General features: G+C 42.4%; 20 protein-coding genes and 1 riboswitch. Of the genes, 12 read left to right on the top strand and 8 right to left on the bottom strand.

All coding sequences use genetic code 11. From position 1 onward, the window contains the following. The first annotated feature begins 100 nt into the window (after nucleotides 1-100). The 5 genes from LVY74_RS08955 to LVY74_RS08935 all read left to right on the top strand — a co-directional run bounded on the left by LVY74_RS08955 (nucleotide 101) and on the right by LVY74_RS08935 (nucleotide 4,423). Nucleotides 101-712 (top strand): DUF1285 domain-containing protein, encoded by a 612-nt coding sequence (locus LVY74_RS08955; protein ID WP_151777237.1) that lies wholly within the window; start codon nucleotides 101-103, stop codon nucleotides 710-712. Between the two features lie 46 nt (nucleotides 713-758). Then, entirely contained in the window at nucleotides 759-1,625 is an 867-nt protein-coding gene (gene murI, locus LVY74_RS08950; protein ID WP_237814785.1) for a glutamate racemase, read from the top strand. 82 nt (nucleotides 1,626-1,707) lie between these two features. Next, nucleotides 1,708-2,712: a DUF4062 domain-containing protein gene (locus LVY74_RS08945; RefSeq protein ID WP_237814784.1), complete on the top strand. Its 1,005-nt coding sequence runs from the start codon at nucleotides 1,708-1,710 to the stop codon at nucleotides 2,710-2,712. 37 nt (nucleotides 2,713-2,749) lie between these two features. After that, on the top strand, nucleotides 2,750-3,766 hold the full coding sequence (gene hemH, locus LVY74_RS08940; protein WP_237814783.1) for a ferrochelatase: 1,017 nt from the start codon (nucleotides 2,750-2,752) through the stop codon (nucleotides 3,764-3,766). Between the two features lie 12 nt (nucleotides 3,767-3,778). Beyond that, nucleotides 3,779-4,423: an MBL fold metallo-hydrolase gene (locus LVY74_RS08935; RefSeq protein ID WP_151708528.1), complete on the top strand. Its 645-nt coding sequence runs from the start codon at nucleotides 3,779-3,781 to the stop codon at nucleotides 4,421-4,423. 6 nt (nucleotides 4,424-4,429) lie between these two features. Here the strand turns inward: LVY74_RS08935 and LVY74_RS08930 are convergent, their stop codons facing one another. Then, nucleotides 4,430-4,615, bottom strand: coding sequence for a DNA gyrase inhibitor YacG (locus tag LVY74_RS08930; RefSeq protein ID WP_151708529.1), 186 nt, complete (start codon nucleotides 4,613-4,615; stop codon nucleotides 4,430-4,432). Nucleotides 4,616-4,697: 82 nt separating this feature from the next. Between LVY74_RS08930 and LVY74_RS08925 the strand changes: the two genes are divergently transcribed. The 5 genes from LVY74_RS08925 (at nucleotide 4,698) to LVY74_RS08905 (ending at nucleotide 7,941) form a co-directional block, all read left to right on the top strand. Beyond that, nucleotides 4,698-5,336 carry a DUF938 domain-containing protein gene (locus LVY74_RS08925; RefSeq protein WP_237814875.1) on the top strand — a complete coding sequence of 213 codons (639 nt, stop codon included), beginning with the start codon at nucleotides 4,698-4,700 and terminating at the stop codon, nucleotides 5,334-5,336. Continuing rightward, nucleotides 5,326-6,522: a TIGR03862 family flavoprotein gene (locus LVY74_RS08920; RefSeq protein ID WP_237814782.1), complete on the top strand. Its 1,197-nt coding sequence runs from the start codon at nucleotides 5,326-5,328 to the stop codon at nucleotides 6,520-6,522. Before LVY74_RS08925 ends, LVY74_RS08920 begins: the two co-directional genes overlap by 11 nt. 57 nt (nucleotides 6,523-6,579) lie before the next feature. Next, nucleotides 6,580-6,987, top strand: a complete 408-nt coding sequence (locus LVY74_RS08915; protein WP_237814781.1) for a GFA family protein — start codon at nucleotides 6,580-6,582, stop codon at nucleotides 6,985-6,987. A 50-nt stretch (nucleotides 6,988-7,037) separates the two neighbouring features. Further along, a riboswitch (Fluoride riboswitch) is annotated at nucleotides 7,038-7,104 on the top strand. Nucleotides 7,105-7,223: 119 nt separating this feature from the next. After that, a complete protein-coding gene (gene crcB / locus LVY74_RS08910) occupies nucleotides 7,224-7,607 on the top strand; it encodes a fluoride efflux transporter CrcB (protein WP_151708533.1) in 384 nt (127 codons plus the stop codon). A 13-nt stretch (nucleotides 7,608-7,620) separates the two neighbouring features. Continuing rightward, entirely contained in the window at nucleotides 7,621-7,941 is a 321-nt protein-coding gene (locus tag LVY74_RS08905; RefSeq protein WP_151777244.1) for a DUF190 domain-containing protein, read from the top strand. 44 nt (nucleotides 7,942-7,985) lie between these two features. Here LVY74_RS08905 and LVY74_RS08900 read toward each other — a convergent pair whose 3' ends face one another. The 7 genes from LVY74_RS08900 to rsgA form a co-directional block, all read right to left on the bottom strand. Beyond that, nucleotides 7,986-8,318 carry a HopJ type III effector protein gene (locus tag LVY74_RS08900; protein ID WP_151708535.1) on the bottom strand — a complete coding sequence of 111 codons (333 nt, stop codon included), beginning with the start codon at nucleotides 8,316-8,318 and terminating at the stop codon, nucleotides 7,986-7,988. 138 nt (nucleotides 8,319-8,456) lie between these two features. Beyond that, nucleotides 8,457-9,794, bottom strand: a complete 1,338-nt coding sequence (locus tag LVY74_RS08895) for an ABC1 kinase family protein (protein WP_237814780.1) — start codon at nucleotides 9,792-9,794, stop codon at nucleotides 8,457-8,459. 79 nt (nucleotides 9,795-9,873) lie between these two features. Next, nucleotides 9,874-11,199 (bottom strand): sensor domain-containing diguanylate cyclase, encoded by a 1,326-nt coding sequence (locus LVY74_RS08890; RefSeq protein WP_237814779.1) that lies wholly within the window; start codon nucleotides 11,197-11,199, stop codon nucleotides 9,874-9,876. A 277-nt stretch (nucleotides 11,200-11,476) separates the two neighbouring features. Further along, complete coding sequence (gene secB / locus LVY74_RS08885; RefSeq protein ID WP_151777247.1) at nucleotides 11,477-11,929, bottom strand: protein-export chaperone SecB; 453 nt, start codon at nucleotides 11,927-11,929, stop codon at nucleotides 11,477-11,479. Nucleotides 11,930-11,958: 29 nt separating this feature from the next. Next, on the bottom strand, nucleotides 11,959-12,216 hold the full coding sequence (gene grxC / locus LVY74_RS08880; RefSeq protein WP_237814778.1) for a glutaredoxin 3: 258 nt from the start codon (nucleotides 12,214-12,216) through the stop codon (nucleotides 11,959-11,961). 13 nt (nucleotides 12,217-12,229) lie between these two features. Then, nucleotides 12,230-12,640, bottom strand: a complete 411-nt coding sequence (locus LVY74_RS08875; protein ID WP_151708540.1) for a rhodanese-like domain-containing protein — start codon at nucleotides 12,638-12,640, stop codon at nucleotides 12,230-12,232. A 92-nt stretch (nucleotides 12,641-12,732) separates the two neighbouring features. After that, nucleotides 12,733-13,791 (bottom strand): ribosome small subunit-dependent GTPase A, encoded by a 1,059-nt coding sequence (rsgA, locus tag LVY74_RS08870; RefSeq protein ID WP_237814777.1) that lies wholly within the window; start codon nucleotides 13,789-13,791, stop codon nucleotides 12,733-12,735. A 120-nt stretch (nucleotides 13,792-13,911) separates the two neighbouring features. Between rsgA and orn the strand changes: the two genes are divergently transcribed. Both orn and LVY74_RS08860 read left to right on the top strand, forming a co-directional pair. Continuing rightward, nucleotides 13,912-14,466, top strand: coding sequence for an oligoribonuclease (gene orn, locus LVY74_RS08865; RefSeq protein WP_151708542.1), 555 nt, complete (start codon nucleotides 13,912-13,914; stop codon nucleotides 14,464-14,466). Between the two features lie 404 nt (nucleotides 14,467-14,870). Next, nucleotides 14,871-16,286, top strand: a complete 1,416-nt coding sequence (locus LVY74_RS08860) for an NAD(P)/FAD-dependent oxidoreductase (protein ID WP_237814776.1) — start codon at nucleotides 14,871-14,873, stop codon at nucleotides 16,284-16,286. Nucleotides 16,287-16,360 lie beyond the last annotated feature (74 nt).

Genomic DNA, 16,360 nt, shown 5'->3' with positions numbered 1-16,360 from the left:
TTGGGGTAGATTCAAATATTTTCAGTTAGTATAGATTTGAACCGTGTTCAGTCCATTGACTGAGAGGGCTGTATTTTCTGTCAAATAGGGCATAAAAGCGATGGCAAATCAAAAGATTTCACCCGATATGAACAAAAAAACGTCAAGTAGTGATAATAAAAATTTTATGCAGATTACTCAATACTTAAAAGATGGACAGCAAAGTCACAAAAGGTCAATTCCCCCTCTTGACCAGTGGCATCCAACACATTGTGGCAAAATGAATTTAGTCATAAAATCAAACGGAGAATGGTGGCACGAAGGTCAATTGATCACGCGAAAAAGCCTGATTGACCTGTTTTCCAGCGTGCTTTGGAAAGATAAAGATACATTTTATTTAAAGACGCCTGTCGAACAAATTGAGATTGAAGTTGAAGATGCACCGCTGCAAATCAATCAGGTGGATCAAGTCGAACTCAATGGGAAAAGCCATTTGCAGTTGACCACGACTCATGGTGATGTGGTGATCGTTGATGCTGAACACCCGATTTTTATGCAGCAGTATGCAGGTGAGTGGCGTGCTTATGTGCATGTCCGTTTTGGTTTAAATGCCCTGATTCAACGTCAGTGTTTTTATCATCTGATCGACTATGGAACACTCAGTGAAACCGAACACGGCGAGAGTATTTTGTCTTTACAAAGTGGTGATTTGCTCTTGCAATTACACAGTTGAGGTTTAAGCTTTACACATGAATTTGATTGCCATTTAAAGTCTGACCATGACCGCAATACAACCCAGACCACTGATTTCTCAGCCCATGCCTCAAGCCGATGCGCATGCCCCGATTGGAATTTTTGATTCAGGAATTGGCGGCTTATCGGTTGTCAAAGAAATTGCTCAGTATTTACCGAATGAGCGCATTATTTATTTTGCGGATACAGCCCATGTGCCTTATGGTTCGCGTTCTGGACAAGATATTCAGGAGCTGACAGCCCATGCGATTGAGTGGCTGTATCGTCAAGGCTGTAAAGCTGTAGTGGTCGCGTGCAATACCGCATCAGCGTTTAGTCTAGACTATTTGCGCGAGCACTATGGGGAAAATTTTCCGATTATTGGTTTAGTTCCTGCACTTAAACCTGCGGTTCTACAAACGAAAAGTAAAGTTGTGGCTGTTTTAGCAACGCCTGCAACCTTTCGTGGGCAGTTAATCAAAGATGTGATGCAACATTTTGCCGAACCAGCAGGTGTGAGTGTCATTACAGTGACTTGTTTAGAACTTGTTCCATTGATTGAAGCGGGACAGGAAATGAGTCCACGCTGTTTGGAACTCTTAAAACAATGTTTAAGCCCAGCCGCCGAGCAAGGCGCAGATTATTTGGTATTGGGATGCACCCATTATCCGTTTTTGACCGATGCCATACAGCATGTGTTTGGAGATCAGTTTAAGCTTGTCGATTCGGGTCTGGCTGTGGCACGCCAAACATCGCGTATGCTGATTAAACATGGCTTGCTCAATGATCAGCCGATTTTGGGAAAACAGATTATTTGCTATGCCAGTGGCGGAAAGACACAACAATTAAACACAGTCATTCAGCATTTAATGCCGTTACATTTACAATGGGAGATTGCAAATCTTATACTGTGATTTATACTAAAATCGCTGTTTTTTTGTTTGATTTATAAATCAAATTTGGCTCAGTTCTCATAGTACACTCAAGAGTATAATTATGGTCGATAAACGATACCAAGTGTTTATTTCTACCTCAGGGCAGGAAATGCTACCAGAGCGGAGTGTGTTGTGTCAGACCTTAGTCGGGATGGGATTTTTTGCTTGGGGGCTTGAACAAAGAACGCCATTAAGCACAAGTTTGGCGCGTCGGCAAATTGATGATTGTGACTATGTGATCATGCTGTTAGGCAATCATTATGGTGAACAATCCATGTCTGGCGTGAGTTATATGCAGCTCGAATATATTTATGCGATGAGTAAAGACAAACCGATTATTGCCTTTATTCATTCAGATCTTGAGTCGCGGCGCGATATTTTGCCGAAAGAACCCGAGATTGTGCAGGAAAAATTTCAGGCGTTTCGCCAAATTCTACAACAAGAAGTCGAGCATATTTTTTATTTTCGCAATGTCCGTGAACTTGAATTAACGGTGAGAATGAATATGTCCAATATGTTAATTCGTTATCCTGCACTGGGTTGGGTACGCCCACAAAATACACAAGCACTCAATGATGAAATTGCGGCATTGAAAGAAAAAATTAAAGGTTTAGAAGGTGAGTTGGAACAAAAAACACCTGATCCATTTTTGAATGTGCGTAAAGTGACCAGTCAGGATACCTTTGATTTTGAATATCAACTGCATGCTTATCAGGATGGTAATTTTAAAGAGTTAAAACTCAATCGCCAAATGACATGGCTGGAGATTTTACAACTTCTGTTTAAGGTCTTTAAAAATCAAACTCCAGAAGAATATTTTTCTATTCGGATCAATGATTATCTGAATGAAACAGGTTTGAAAGATGCTCAAGTTCAAATGCCAAGAGCACATGCAGTTGCACGTTCACAAATCAATTTCCGTGCTTTGCACAACATCAAACATCAACTCAAACAAAGCGACTGGATTACACCTGTTGGACGGGATGACCGTCAACGTGTGATGTGGCAATTTACCGAAAAGGGCAAGAATTTACTGGAAAAAATGACCGCCAGTAAAAATGCCTGAAGAGCTTATGATATGTTAGGCTGCATTCCTTTGCGCAATGAATGATAGGTTCACTGTGAAACCCAAGATCACTGTTATTTTAGCCAACTTAGGCACGCCCGATGCCGCGACTGTTCCTGCGGTACGTGCATTTCTCAAAGAGTTTTTATCAGACTCGCGTGTGATTGAAATTCCGAAATTGCTTTGGCAAATCATTCTAAGAGCGTTTATTTTACCATTTCGTCCAAAACGGGTGGCTCATGCTTATGCTTCGGTTTGGGGTGAAGACTCTCCAATGCGCGAAATCATGTTTCAGCAAGTGGAGTGGTTGAAACCGCGCCTTGAAGCTGCTTATCCCGAATTTGAGCTGAATATTGTGCCTGCCATGAGTTATGGCAATCCGGGACTAAAAGCACTTCTAAAAGAATTGCCACCGCAAGAACATCTTTTGGTTTTACCCCTGTTTCCGCAGTACTCAGCGACTTCAACTGCACCGCAGTACGATCAGTTAGCAGAATGGGTGATGCAGCAACGCAATTTGCCGGGTTTAACCATTATTCGGGATTATTATCAGCATCCACTGTATATTCAGGCGCTGGCTGAGAGCGTGCAGCAGTATTGGGCAGAGCATGGGCGTGCTGAAAAATTGTTGATGTCATTTCATGGCATTCCACAGCCCTATGCAGACAAGGGCGACCCGTATCCCGAGCGCTGTCATGTCACTGCCAATAAAGTTGCACAGGCTTTGGGTTTAACTCATGAACAGTGGGCAATCAGCTTCCAGTCGCGTTTTGGCAAGCAAGAGTGGGTAAAGCCGTATACCGATGCTTTACTAACCGAATGGGCACAACAAGGCGTGAAATCAGTCCAAGTCTTGAGTCCTGCATTTTCGGCGGACTGTTTGGAAACATTAGAAGAACTCGCTATTCAAAATGCCGAACTGTTCCAAAGCCAAGGTGGACAGTCGTATGCTTATATTCCTGCTTTAAATACTCAGCCACTGCATTTGCAGTTGTTTGAACAATTGTTGTCAGCGCATCTGACCGCTTTACAACAGACCTTTGCAAGTTACTGAGATTAAGAAATTATGCTTCAAGTTAAAATTGTCCCTGTCACGGCATTTGCACAGAATTGTTCAATCCTTTGGGATGCAGATACTAAACAAGCTGTATTGATTGATGCAGGTGGTGATGCGAAAAAATTGCAACAAGAAGTCGAAGCACTCGGTTTAACCGTACAAGCACTTTGGGTCACGCATGGACATCTGGATCATGTCGGGGCAGTTGGGGAATTGGCACGCGTGTGGCAAGTGCCCGTGATTGGTCCACAAAAAGAAGATCAGTTCTGGCTCGATGCGCTGCAAGACGTTTCAGCGCGTTATGGCTTCCCAATTCCTGAACCTGTAGAAGTGACACAGTGGCTTGAAGGTGGGGAAACTTTAACTTTGGGTGAGCATCAGTTTGAAGTGCGCTATGCACCAGGACACACACCTGGACATGTGATGTTCTACAGTGCCGAATATGGCTTGCTGTGGACGGGTGATGTGCTGTTCAAAGGTTCGATTGGTCGCACAGACTTTCCACGAGGCAATCATCAGCAATTACTGGATTCGATTCAACGGGAATGTTTTAGCTTGCCCGATGACACCCAGTTTATTTCAGGACATGGGCCAATCAGTACCATCGGACATGAAAAACAGTTCAATCCCTTTGTTGCCAGCAAAGCAGGTTAAGACCTGCTAAAACTCATCTTCTTGGCGAGAAATATCCGATTGCGGTGAGTCTTGAGTGGGTAGACGATAATCTTCGTTTGCCCATGCACCTAAATCAATCAATTTGCAACGCTCTGAACAAAATGGACGATAAGCATTATCTTCCCAGTGGCTCGGTTCACCGCAGCGTGGGCAAGGGAAAGTGCGAGGCATAAGTCACTCCTACAAAAGCGTTTTCGGGTAGGCATTTGGTCAAGCACTTGTTAGACTTGTGCCAATTTGTGAATAGTTTGATCTGATTATGCATCTTCGTCAATTTCAAGCCCAGCGTATGCAAGCCCCGCGTGACTTTCAGGCCATTGAAAATCTGCCTGTTTGTGTGGAAATCGGGGCAGGCAAAGGTAAACATGCTGTTTTGTTTAGCCAACAACAGCCTCAGTCGACGCTGTATGCAATTGAGCGGACGCGCGAAAAATTTGAAGCGATGCAAAAACAGCATCAATTGGCTGATTTAAACAATTTGTGTCCTGTTCATGCAGATGCGTTGCCGTGGATTACCCATGCGCTCTATCCTGCACAGGTTGAACAGTTCTTTATTTTGTATCCCAATCCTGAGCCGCATAACCCTGCACAGCGTTGGGTGAATATGCCATTTTTTGAGTTCATTTTGTCGCGTTTGCGGTTCGGGGGGCAAATTACCCTTGCCAGCAATATTCCTGAATATATTGAGGAAGCAGAGCAGAAACTCAAAGAAATCTGGAAATTACCCTATGAAAAACAGGTGATTGCGTCTGACTCAGCCCGCACACATTTTGAAGTGAAATATTTGGAACGTGGTGAATTGTGTCAGCAACTCATCATCCGTAAACCTGCGGATTACACCACGCGTTTTGACGATTTTATGCCGCTCTTGGGACAAAACCATGCAGGCTAAATCGGTGGCGATTGTTGGGGCAGGGCCTGCGGGTCTAATGGCTGCAGAAGTGTTGAGCCAGTTAGGTTATGCCGTTGAAATCTTTGAACAGATGCCTTCGGCAGCCCGTAAATTCCTGATGGCAGGTAAAACAGGACTCAATATTTCCCATGCCGAAGCTTTGCCTGAGTTTATCCAACGTTATGATCATGCCGATTGGTTGAAACCGTGGTTAGAGCAGTGGGATGCTACATGGATTCGCCAATGGATGGGTGACTTAGGCATTGAATCCTATGTCGGGACATCAGGGCGAATTTTCCCTGTAGAGATGAAAGCGGCACCGTTATTACGTGCTTGGCTGAAACGCTTAACTGAGGCGGGTGTGGTGTTTCATTATCGGCATCGTTGTGTCGACATTCAGTCTGAGCAAGTGTTGTGTTTTCAGCATACGCAAATGCCCGATGCACCTGTCATTCAACAGAAATTTTCCGCGATTATTTTAGCCTGTGGGGCTGTGTCTTGGTCGCGCTTGGGCAGTGATGGCGCATGGCAAGCATGGCTGAAACCTGAAGAAATTCAAACTTTTCAGGCGAGCAATGCAGGTGTGGAACGAACATGGTCAAGCTATATGCAGCCTGTGTTTGGTCAGCCTTTAAAGCGGGTTAAAGCTTGGGTCAATCAAGCCGAACAGGCGAGTATGGGTGATATTGTGATTACCCAATATGGTCTGGAAAGTGGACTGATTTATAAGTTGAATCGTGCCCTGCGACAGCAATCTTCCATGCAGCTTTACTTGGATGTGTTGCCTGAACTGACCCAAGCAGAATTGACTCATAAATTACAACCTCATAAAAAACAGTCGATGGCAAATATCTGGCGTAAAGCAGGTTTGGACGCTGCAAAAGCCAATTTAGTCCGCGAGCTTGTGCCGAAGACACTTTGGCAGCAACCCGAAGCATTGGCGGCTCAGATTAAGCAGCTTCCGATTGCGCTAACAGGTTTTCGTCCGATTGATGAAGCGATTAGTTGTGCGGGTGGCGTCAAGCAAGATGTTCTCAGTGATGCCTTACAACTCAAGCAGCATGCAGGTATTTTCTGTTGTGGTGAAATGCTGGACTGGGATGCGCCAACGGGCGGTTATTTGCTGACAGCATGTTTTGCGACAGGACGTGCAGCAGCACAAGGCGTGGCGCAGTTTTTAAGCTAAAGCCTATCTATTTTTGTTATGCTAACGCCACGATAAATACAACATGAAGGAAGAAAAATGTCTGAAACCATCTATCATGGCAGTTGTTTATGCCAAGGCATTCAATACGAAGTGCACGGTGCAATTGGCGATATTGTTGAATGTCATTGCCAACGTTGCCGCAAAGCCAATGGTAGTGCTTATGCTGCCAATGCCCCGATCCGTGTTGCAGACTTTAAAATTGTGCAAGGTGAGCACTTACTGAAAAAATACCAATCCACCGCCACCACACAACGTTGTTTCTGTAGCGAATGTGGCTCACCGATTATCAGCGTAAAAGAAGAAACACCAGACCTGTATCGTTTACGCATTGGTACACTCGACACCGCGCTCACGCAAAAACCAACCATGCATATTTTTGCTGCCTCAAAAGCAGAGTGGGATGAAATTTGTGATGAATTGCCACAGTATGCAGAACGCCCTTAAAAAGATCGGGAAAAACAATTTTTCATGGGATTGAAAGATCGTCTAAGATAAGTCCATCGGGAGATGGCATTCCTCCTGTCACAAACCGCCGTATCGGCTAATGATGCCTACGCCACCCTTCATCAATGACAGGGTACGTAGGTTTCGTGTGCGTACTCTGTTTAAGGAGTACTTTAATGTTCTTTTTATTCTCATCATCTACTCTTTTAGATTTGTGCTAAAGGAGAGTCAAATCTATGTATTATTCGCTGATCTCGATTGCGCTTGGTTCAGTATTTGGCGCATGGACACGTTGGTTTGTGGGCTTAAAACTCAACTCAATTTATCCGGATATTCCACTTGGAACCGTTGCAGTTAATTTGGTGGGGGGCTTTATTATTGGCTTTGCCATTTCATTTTTTGCACACAGCAGCTTAAGTCCAAACTATAAATTATTTGTGGTGACAGGCTTCTGTGGAGCTTTAACCACCTTTTCAACATTCTCGGCTGAAATTATCAGTTTATTGCAAAATGGCAAATTCAGTTTGGCCTGTTTAGCAATCTCGCTTCATTTAATTGGTTCATTGTTGTGTACATTTTTGGGAATGGCTGCACATCATTATTTAACCGCACAGGCTTAAGTTGGAGATCGTTATGCAAGGTTATTTACTGCGTTTTTATACTGAACAAAGAGTACAGTATCGTGGCAAACCACTCTCAAAATGGTTACTCAGCGTTGCTCAGCAATTTAATATTCAGGGTGCAACCGTATTAAGCGCACTTGAAAGTATGGGGCGACAAGGTGAAATTCATTCGAGCCATTTCTTTGAGCTTACGGATCAACCGATACAGGTGGAATTGATTGTCACCGCACAGCAAGCCGAACAATTGTTGGATTATGTGCAGCAGCAAGAGCTGTCTTTGTTTTATGTCAAAATCCCTGTGGAATTTGGTTCATTGGGGCAGTTGTCATAAAAAAGCAAGCGAGAAGCTTGCTTTTTACAACACTAAAGTCAGTGTTATTTTGCTGCTAAAGCCTGACCTTCAAATTTAATTCCTGACCAGCCATGTTGCATAAACTGACGGATATTTTGGTGATCTGTGCCTTCAGGTGTTGCCAATACAGAAGCATAGTGCTCTGCAAACAAGGCTAAGGTATCTTGTGGATTTAATTCATTGAGCTGAGCAAATGAAAATACTTTCGCGCTGCCTTGATTTTCAGTGCTGGCATTGTGCTGAGCACCATTTTGAAATGCAGTCGGTGTATGTGTGTAGTGTTGTTCAATGAATGCAATCACATCTGCAAATTTTGCTTGACCGTTTTTGAGTTGCTCTAGAAGAACCTGAGCCATAATAACCTCGAAAAATATTTAAAATGCAGCGCAGCATAGCATTGTTTACAGACATAAAAAAAGAAGCCTAAAAGGAGGATATATTTTTAGGCTTCAAAGTTAAATCAGCATATTCCTGTTAACTTAAAGCGGGATTAATCAGTGTTTAAGAGATGTATCCGATGGTATTGAAATCTGTTGTTGAGCATCAGGAACCAGTTGATTAAATAGGCTGTTTAAATTGTCATTGACTTTTAAATGTACCAAATTCCAATAATGCCCCGTAAAAGTTCGATTCAGCATCAAAGTATTTGGCGATGGCTTAAAAATATGCCAATACTTTAAAGACGGTTTCATGAGCAGCATCCCATCATGATGCGCACTATTTTTAGCAAAATCATAATGATGGGTTAAAGGACGTAATAATACTTCAAGCCATTCCAAATAAAGCTCAGGCGGAAAGCATTGCTTTTCAGTCAAGACATTCAACTCAGCTAAGATATCTTCAAGTAAGCGGATATTGCCATGTCGCGCAGCATAGATCAGCTTTTGGAAAGCCTCTACCTGTAGCTGATCGAGTTGTTTCACACCGCCATAGTCATAAATAATCACGCTACCATCAGGGCGAAAAGCCAAATTGCCTGGGTGTGGGTCACAGTGAAAACGTTTGAGATAAAAAATTTCCTGTCCCATTGCAGTAAACAAACGTTTGCCCAATTCATTTCGTAATTCTTGTGACCATGTACTGGCATGGTCAATACTGTCACCTGCTTCAAAACTCAGGGTCAAAATATGTCGGGTGGAATACTCTTTAAATACCTGAGGAATGATAATTTTCTGATCTAAATTTTGATGAAATGCCCGAGCAATTTCAAGATTTTGGGCTTCAAGTTCATAATTTAACTCGTTCGACAGACTCTCTTGAATTTCCTTAAATAATTGATCTTGCAGTTCTTTATCAATTTTGAGCATGCCCATCATACGTAGAGCCAAGCGGATTTGCTTTAAGTCACTTTCACAGGCAACATCAACCCCTGGATACTGAACCTTAACAATAACCTCCTGCCCATTTTTAAGAATGGCACGGTGTACCTGCCCAATCGATGCTGCGGCAAAAGGTGTTTCGCTAAATTCGTTAAAAACTTGCTCTAAAGCTTGTCCAAGTTCATTTTCAACCTGCGTGCGAATTTCACTAAAGGCAACAGCAGGGGCTTGGCGTTGTAGTTTACTAATCGCATTGGCGACTTCAGGAGGGAAAACATCTTTATATTGAGAGGCAATTTGCCCTACTTTCATAGCAGCGCCTTTCATTTGCCCAAGCGTATCTGCAATTTGTACACCAATCTCCTGAAACAGCTTGGACTTTGCTGCGTGTTTTTGTTCTTCATCGGCACTCAGGCTTTTAAGTGTGTTAGAAACAGTTTTCGTGGCAATACTCGCTGTCATCCCTGCAAGTTTTAGAAAACGCCGTGTCGGGGAATTTGCTGAATTTGCCATACGGGCAGTATCCTTATCGTTGTTGTATTGGATTTATGATAGAGCGCTTTAGGCTGAAGTGTGATAGAAAATTGTTAAGCTAAAATTGTTGATCTGCTTGTACAGTTCGCCCACGTCCTGTTTTTTTAGCACGATAGAGTGCCTGATCAACCGTTGCCAGTAGGTGAGTTAAATTGCACTGTGCTTTTTCAACAAGGACGACACCCGCACTATAATTGAGTTCAATTGGTTGGCGCTGATAACTCAATGGATTCTTATTTAAAATAATTCTTAATTTTTGATCAAAAGCCAGTGCTTCATCCAAACAAGTTGCCCGCATGATCAATAAAAATTCTTCTCCACCAAAACGTCCAACCGTGAGCATTTGATGTTGCTGAGAGCGGAGTAGGCGGCTAAAGTGAATTAAGCTTTCATCGCCTGCCAGATGTCCCCATGTATCATTGATACTTTTAAAATGATCAAGATCGAGCATAAACACACAAAAAGGCAGTTGTGCTTGCTGTTGTTCAGGTTCAGCCTTGAGCAGTTGCTCAAGCTGATGCAAAATTTCATCACGATTAAAGCATTGGGTTAAGCCATCAATACTGGCACGGGTTTTGAGGATTTTTTCAGCTTTACGCTGCTCGGTAATATCAATGCCAAAATTCAGTGTAGTTTGATCAGGCAAAAGTAACTGTGCCCATAAAGTGGTCAGGATACTGCCATCACGGCGTAGGGGATTCCACTCACTGAGTTTTTTTGAGCCGACGTGTTGAGCCGCTTGTTGTAGAACTTGATCACGATATTTTTTGTCAGGATAAAACAATTTAAGCGGTTGTTGAAATTGTTGTAATTCGGCTTTAGACCAACCAAATACGCGTTCGCACTGTTTATTCCACATCACGATTTTTTCTTGTTCATCAAGTGCATAAATCATGATGGGTGCATCATCGACAATATCTTGATAAAACTCACGAATATTTAAAGATTTGAAAAAGTTATTTTTTAAGCTAGCCCGTTCTGAAAAATATAAACGAATAATATTAAGTAGTAAGGTAAATTCAGTCCCGAGCAATAGCGCTTGTGCTTGCGGTGTCGCAAACTGAAAATATAAATAAATACTGGCTAGATTCTCACGGGTTGTTAGCTGAAATGTCACTTTCGATACATAGGCTGACGACGTTGGATTGATTGGCAGATTACTGGCAATAGATGAATGATGTGAATGAAAATGTTGCTGACTGATATAGTGTTGGCTTTGTTGTTCTGAAAATAGGCTGTTAGAAGCAGAAAAGAAATGTGATTCATCCCAAGAATGATATTGCTCACATAACCATGCATCTGTAGCGTGCAGGGCATCCGCGCAGTGCTGCAATAAGCTCAATGGTGTGATGCTTTGCTGAATCGCATCAGTTAATTGGCTCACCAAAGATAAAAGCTGTATGGAATCAGTAGCACATATCGGGGCACGCATTCTAATTTATTCTGACCTGAGGGGGGAGATCTGTTATAGCCACGCATCCATGGATCTATTTCTCTATGCTTTCGATTGTAATGGATATAGTTGTAATAATGAATAATAATTGTTCATAAAAATATGGGATAGTGTGAATGTCATCACGCTTCATCTAACTATTTTATCTTGACCCGATCTAAATTAAAAAAGCCACACAATCGTGTGGCTTTTTCATCGATCACGCGACTTAAGCTTGACCTTCTGCAGCTGCCATTTCAGCACGTTGCATGTTGGCTTCAAACTCTGCGTCAAAGTTGATCGGAGTCAATAGCAATTGAGGGAAGCTACCTTTAGTCACAAGGTCATTCACCGCTTCACGTAGGAATGGGAACAAGATATTTGGACAGTATGCACCTAAAATGTAAGGTAGACGTTCATCTTCTACACCACTAATGAGGAAGATACCTGATTGAGTAACATCAACTAAAAATGCAGTTTCATTGGCATTTTTTGCTTCAACAACCACTTTTAATGAAACTTCGTAGTGCGTTGGATCAATCTTTTCAGCAGCAGAAGATAGATTAATATTGAGTTCAGGTTGCCATTCTTGAGTAAAGACTTGTGCACCAGGAACTTCAAAAGAAACATCTTTAGTATAAATACGCTCTAGAGCTAATTGAGCTTGTTGTTCTTCACTCATTTTAAGTTAAATCCTTCGTTGGGTAAAAATTATGCAAGTAATGGGTCAAGTTTGCCATCACGCTCTAAAGCATAGAGCTGATCAAACCCGCCAATAAATTGATCATTAATGAAAATCTGTGGCACAGTACGATGATTGGTGCGTTGCATCAATTCGACACGGACTTCAGGTGCTTCATTTGAAAGATTGATTTCTTTAAAAGCAACGCCTTTGCGCTCAAGTAACTGTTTTGCACGAATACAGTATGGGCAAACGCTTGTTGAATAGATTACGACTTCAGCCATCATATTCTCCTCTGAATTATTTTTTCGCTTTAACAAGCGGTAAGCCTTGTGCTTTCCAGTTTGCAACGCCACCATCTAAACGATAGCTGTCAGCATGCCCCACTTGTTGTAAAGCACTGCCTGCAACCTGACCCAAATTACAAATAAACACCAATGGACGATCTGAGCTTTTCAGCTCTTCAAGATGGCTTGCAATTTGACTGTAAGGAATGTTACGGCTACCACTGATATGACCTTCACGGAAATCTTTAGCATCACGTAAATCGATGAGAATGGCATTTTTAACTTTGACTAAAATACCAAGGGATTGTGGGGAGATTTTTCGACCACTACGGCGTCCTTCAAATACAAAGAACAGCACGATAAGAACGGCAAGAATACCAAATAAGAAGGGGTGATTCCCCATGAATTCAAACCAACGTTCCACAATTCACCTTATGACCATCAAAAATTGAGCTAGAGTATAGCTTATATTAATAGTGATCAAAAACCTCGCTTCAAGGGTAAAACTCAACAAACTTAATTTTTTTGTTGAGCTTCTTGAATCTCGTCACACAAACGTAAAAAGCTTTCTAGGCGGCGGGGCAGGATTTCACCTGCGGAAGCCGCTTTTTGCAAGGAGCAGTTTTTCTCATGCTTATGGGTACAGTTACGGAACTGACAGGTGCCTAACAAGTTGAAAATCTCAGGGAAACCATGCTCAACAGCATCGAGAGTTAAATGCCAAAGCCCAAATTCACGGATGCCCGGAGAGTCAATTAAAGCACCTGTTTCACCAAAACTAATCAAACGGGTTGAAGTCGTGGTGTGCTGACCCAGAGCTGAGTTTTCGGAAATAATATTGGTTTTTTGTGCCGCTTCAGGGGCAATTGCATTAATCAGTGAGCTTTTACCAACGCCTGATTGACCGACAAAAGCCACGGTTTCATTGTCTAAACGCTGTGCTAGCGTTGAAATATCACCCGTAGAACAGGTGTGTAGGATTTCATATCCTAAAGCCTGATATTCGGCAACAAGATCTAAAATAGGATCATTATCTTGAAGTAAGTCAGTTTTATTGAGCACCAATAACGCAGGAATTTCTGCATTTTGACACGCCACCAAATAACGGTCGATCAACATGGGTGCAACTTCAGGCAGAGGTGAAAAGACAATCACAATGAGGCTGACGTTGGCTGCCACAGGTTTAACCTTGTGATAACGGTCAGGGCGGGTCAGTAAAGACTGGCGCTGATGAATCGCAGTGATAATGCCTAAACCTGTATTGGGGTCGGCTTGCCATTTGACCCGATCGCCCGTCACTAACAGTTCTAAATTGGTGCGGGTATGACAGCGCCACACGCTGCCCACTTCAATCGGTTTCCAAAATGGTTCTGGTTCGCCTTCAGCAACAACAGGTTTTTCAGGATGTGGCTCAGGGGTAGAGAGTGCTTTAACTTCGAGCTGGCGTCCATAATGTTGCACCACCAAACCTTCAAGATCATTGGATGTATCAAGATCTTCTTGGCGTGATTGATGCTGTTTTTGAATCCGTCGCTGTTGTTGTTCAGTTAAGCGACGTTTACGGATGAGAGCCATGCATATCCTAAAGACCAACCGAAGAGAATGGCAAAAATAGCATGAAGCCCCGATGAATTACAGCGAAGTTGCGAGAAATTTGCTAATATTGGGGTTTTCAGATAGATAAGAATTGATCACATGAGCAGCACCCCAGATACACGTTTGATTTGGATTGACCTCGAAATGACAGGTCTGGATACAGATAATGATCAAATTATTGAAATTGCAACAATTATTACAGATGATCATTTAAACGTGCTAGCTGAAGGCCCTGTGCTTGCCGTGCATCAATCAGACCCAATTATTAATGCAATGGATGAGTGGAATACCCGCCAACATGGTCAATCAGGTTTGATTAACCGTGTACGCCGTAGCCAACTGACAGCGCGTGATGCCGAAGTTCAGACCATCGAATTTTTGAAAAAGTGGGTCAACCCAAAAGCATCGCCAATGTGCGGGAACTCAATTTGCCAAGATCGCCGTTTCTTGCATCGTCTGATGCCTGAGCTAGAACAATACTTCCACTATCGTAATTTAGATGTGTCTTCTGTTAAAGAGTTGGCAAAACGCTGGCGTCCAGAGATTATGTCAGGCTTGAAAAAAGAAGCCTCACATTTGGCTTTAGATGACATTCGTGACTCGATTCGTGAGTTGAAATATTATCGTGAATATTTTTTCATCATGAATAAATAATCTTTAGAAACCTGCCCAAGCGGCAGGTTTTTTATGACTGAAAGAAACAGATTTGCTCTCTAGAAAAGCATTTGAAAATACGCCAATATATTGAAAAGGTCGAAGCTTTGAGTTGTTATTGAGCAACAATTTCACAATACACGACTGCCGAAAATGGCATATTAATTGCTCAATTTTTCAGTAAACACTCAAACTTAAAGGATGATGTCGGCCGATCAAATATTGAATAATCTGTGGTTATCATGGAGGTTACACGGCAAGTTTGAATATTTTTCTAGATTTCTTTTTTAGTGCGACACAAGACGTTTTTCATTATCTATAGTTTCTTTGGTTTTCTCACTATTGAACCCTCTCCAAGAAAACGCTCAATCAAAATAATCAAATTCAAGATTTGGAGTCCGATTATGCGAAAGATAGATAAACCTCTTATTTTAGAGGACGTAGAATATAAGCGAAGTATTCACAACCAACTCGATAAGGAATGGAGTTGGTTGAATCCCGACTGTGCCGATATTGATCAGCCTGCCAATTATTATGAAAGTTCTCTGGCGGACTGGCAGTGTTTCGACACCCTGAGTAGCGATCAAGAATGTGATGTTGTGGTGATTGGTGGTGGATTACTCGGCTCATCAACAGCATTACATTTATCCGAAATGGGTGTAGACACCATTTTGGTGGAAAAAAACCGTATTGGCAGTGCCGCTTCAGGACGCAATGGTGGACAACTCACCCCAGGCTTGGCACGTTGGGAAGCTTCGGAAATGCTTGAGCACATGAGCGTAGAAGATGCCAAAAAACTTTGGCGTTTTACTGCCGATGAAGCCATGCAACTCATTGATGACATTATTGATAAATATGATTTGTCCCTAGACCGTAAGCAGGGGCATATCACAACCGCAGTACATGAAGGGCATTTGATTGCGCTGACTCAAGGTGCAGATGCTCGAAAATTCCTTGGCGAAGATCACACAAAAATCATAGGCAAACATGAAGTACATAACTATGTAAACAGCGAAGCGTATCATGGTGGGCTAATCGATAGTTTAGGTGGACAAATTCACCCGTTGGCACTAACTCGTGGTTTAATTTATGGCTTCTCTAAAAATGGTGGTCAGGTTTTTGAGCAGACAGAAGTTATAGAATTAAAAACGCAGGCTGATGGTGTCTATGTGCATACGACACATGGCGTGATTAAGGCACGTAAAAGTGTGGTACTGGCAGTTCATCATGCCTCGTTTAAATTGCTAGAGTCGCATAATCACACCACGATTCCATTATTCACTTATGTGTGTACCACAGCACCTTTAGAGATGGATTTAAAGGACATCATTCCTTCTGACTATGCAGTTTACGATACTCAATTTGCACTGGATTTTTATCGAGGGGTGTCAAAAAATCGTTTGTTGTTTGGTGGGGAGGGTACAGGAACCTGCTGGAATCCACATCGTGCCTATCAGTATTTACAAAGACGGATTCATCACGTTTTTCCACAATTAAAATCTGTGGAACTCGACTTTGTCTGGAGCGGGGAAACCGATCTTACTTATAATGGTGCAACCGATTGTCGTAAGTTTGGCGAGCGTTACCCAATTTATGCGGTACATGGCTGGAGCGGACATGGTGTGGCGCAAACCGTGCGAATTGGCAAAGCTATTGCGCATGATTTTATTGGCGTGTCACATGATTATGAAATGCTGACCAAAATTCCACATAAAGACATTTTATTTGGTCGGGAACTTGCTCCTTTTGCGATTCCTTTGGCAAAAGGTGCCTATGAAATCAATGCTTTTTTTAACCCAGCCAAACTGATTTCTTTCTAGGTCAGTTAGTCGGAAATTTAAAAAACCGCCGTGAATGGCGGTTTTTTCTTGGATTGAAATAAAAATATTAGAAA

It is taken from the genome of Acinetobacter sp. ME22 (assembly GCF_022012315.1).
In the GTDB taxonomy this organism is placed as follows: domain Bacteria; phylum Pseudomonadota; class Gammaproteobacteria; order Pseudomonadales; family Moraxellaceae; genus Acinetobacter; species Acinetobacter brisouii_A.
This window is presented reverse-complemented; position numbering and strand designations above follow the sequence as displayed.